Origin of the sequence: Brevundimonas vesicularis (genome assembly GCF_900445985.1) — a bacterium.
Classification (GTDB): domain Bacteria; phylum Pseudomonadota; class Alphaproteobacteria; order Caulobacterales; family Caulobacteraceae; genus Brevundimonas; species Brevundimonas vesicularis_D.
The window spans coordinates 1-2019 of record NZ_UAQP01000007.1 but is presented as its reverse complement, the minus strand read 5'-3'; the positions used below and the strand labels follow the sequence as shown (position 1 = coordinate 2019).

4 protein-coding genes are annotated in these 2019 nt (G+C 49.4%); 1 reads left to right on the top strand and 3 read right to left on the bottom strand.

Annotation, left to right across the window (positions count from 1 at the left end; translation table 11 throughout):
* From lysA to lptM, 3 genes are all read right to left on the bottom strand, one after another.
* On the bottom strand, positions 1-768 hold a 768-nt coding region (lysA, locus tag DT343_RS18080; RefSeq protein ID WP_146756723.1), incomplete at its 3' end, for a diaminopimelate decarboxylase.
* Positions 755-1039 (bottom strand): hypothetical protein, encoded by a 285-nt coding sequence (locus tag DT343_RS18075; RefSeq protein ID WP_146756722.1) that lies wholly within the window; start codon positions 1037-1039, stop codon positions 755-757. The genes lysA and DT343_RS18075, both read right to left, overlap by 14 nt.
* Complete coding sequence (gene lptM, locus DT343_RS18070; protein ID WP_112862624.1) at positions 1032-1166, bottom strand: LPS translocon maturation chaperone LptM; 135 nt, start codon at positions 1164-1166, stop codon at positions 1032-1034. The genes DT343_RS18075 and lptM overlap by 8 nt, the downstream gene beginning before the upstream one ends.
* 27 nt (positions 1167-1193) lie before the next feature.
* Between lptM and DT343_RS18065 the strand changes: the two genes are divergently transcribed.
* Complete coding sequence (locus DT343_RS18065) at positions 1194-1802, top strand: alpha/beta hydrolase (RefSeq protein ID WP_220116642.1); 609 nt, start codon at positions 1194-1196, stop codon at positions 1800-1802.
* The last annotated feature ends 217 nt before the right edge of the window (positions 1803-2019 follow it).

The window sequence follows — 2019 nt, the reverse complement described above, 5'->3', positions numbered from 1 at the left end:
ATCGCCTGTTTCGCAAACAGGTCCGACAATATCGCTCTCCTGTTCGCCTTCTATGCGATCAAGATTGCGCACAGGCGGCTGCGCTTGATATAGAGCAGGACGCATGTAATCGTTCATGGCGGCATCGATAATGACAAATTGCTTTTCTGATTGCTGCTTGACGCTCAGCACCCGACTGAGCAATATTCCCTGATTGCCGATCAATGAGCGCCCCGGCTGCAAATGCAGGGCATAATCGCTGTTTGCCAAAACCTCGCTATATAAGGCAAGCAAATCCTGCGGCGCAGGCACTTCTTGCCCGGTCTGCATTTGAATGCCCAAACCGCCACCCATATCAATATGAGAAATGGCGATTCCCTGCGCGCGCAAACGCTCTGCTAATGATTTAATGCTTTCTACAGCTTCCCGAAAAGGCGATAATTGCGTAATCTGCGAACCGATATGACAGCCCAGACCGATAATTTCCAAATCGCTGCATTGCGCCGCCGCTTGATAAAGCCGCTCGGCATTTTCGATGGCAATGCCGAATTTATTATCTTTCATGCCTGTTGAAATATAAGGATGCGTTTTGGCATCGACATTCGGATTGACGCGCAAAGCGATTTTCGCTTTTTTCCCCATCTGCTTAGCCACATCTGCCAATTGCCATAACTCCGCTTCGGATTCCACATTAAAACAGCCGATTTCCGCGGCTAAAGCATATCGCAACTCTTCTTGCGTTTTTCCCACACCGGAAAAAACAATATCCGCCGCCTTACCGCCTGCCATTTGTACCCGCCGCAATTCGCCCAATGACACAATATCGAAACCGGCGCCCCCATTGCGCCATTTTGGCCAACAAACTCAAATTGCTATTGGCCTTAACCGCATAATGGATTTTCGCTTGAAGCGCCGCTTGCTGATAAGCAAGCAAACGGGCACGAATCTCATTGCCGTCATACACATAGAGCGGCGAACCGTATTGTTCGACCAAATCATGTAAAGCGATGCCCTGCACCTTTGCGCCGTCCAGCCATGCCCAATAAGCGGCTTTACTCATTAATATTCTCCTGTGCTTCTTGCGCAGGCGGATTGGCGCTTAGCGTTTCAGGCTCGGCTAAGTATAATGGACCTTTCTGACCGCAGGCGCTGAGAAGCAGCGCCAACACTACAATACTTACTTTCATTAACTCTCTCGCTAAAAAAGGAAAATTATGACACAAGCACTCACACAAATCATACGCGGCGCAGATAAAAACGCGACGCACTGCATCATTTGGCTACACGGACTGGGTGCGACAGCCGATGATTTTCTGCCCATTCTGCCTTATTTGTCCTTACAAAACAGTACGAAAATCATTTTCCCGCAAGCCCCCTCGCGCGCGATTACCGTCAATAACGGTATGTATATGCCCGGTTGGTACGATATCGTCGATTTTACTTTGCGCGATGCAGATACCGCAGGCATCGAGCAAAGCGCCGCTCAAATCCGTGCAATTTATCAAAGCCAAATTGACGCCGGCATTCCTGCTCGACAAATTTATTTCGCAGGCTTTTCACAAGGCGGCGTGATTGCCCTGCATCTTGGCACGCGGGTTCTCTGCGGCGGTATTTTAGCCCTCTCTACATACCTTGCCCAAGCGCAAGAATTACCTGTCGCCGGCGATGCCGCACCGGCAATTCTGCAAATGCACGGACACCATGACCCCATAGTGAATTACCAATTGGGAGAAAAGGCTCATGAAATCTTAAAATCTAAAGCTTATGCGCCAGTGTGGAAAAGCTATGACATGGGCCATGAAATCATAGCGCCCGCAAATTAGCGATATGGCGCAATGGCTTAAAGCGCAGGGCTTGTAAAACACAGCCGTATCCGACGCATAATTTAAGGCTCTTAGCAGCATCAATGCCAAGAGCCTTGTATTTTACCAACAATGACGCTCAGGATTCTTGCGTATTAGCCTCTGCAAGCGCCGCATCAAGCGCATCTGCCAAGCGCTTTGCCGACTCGTTAACAATACGGACTTCCTTAGTCAGAGT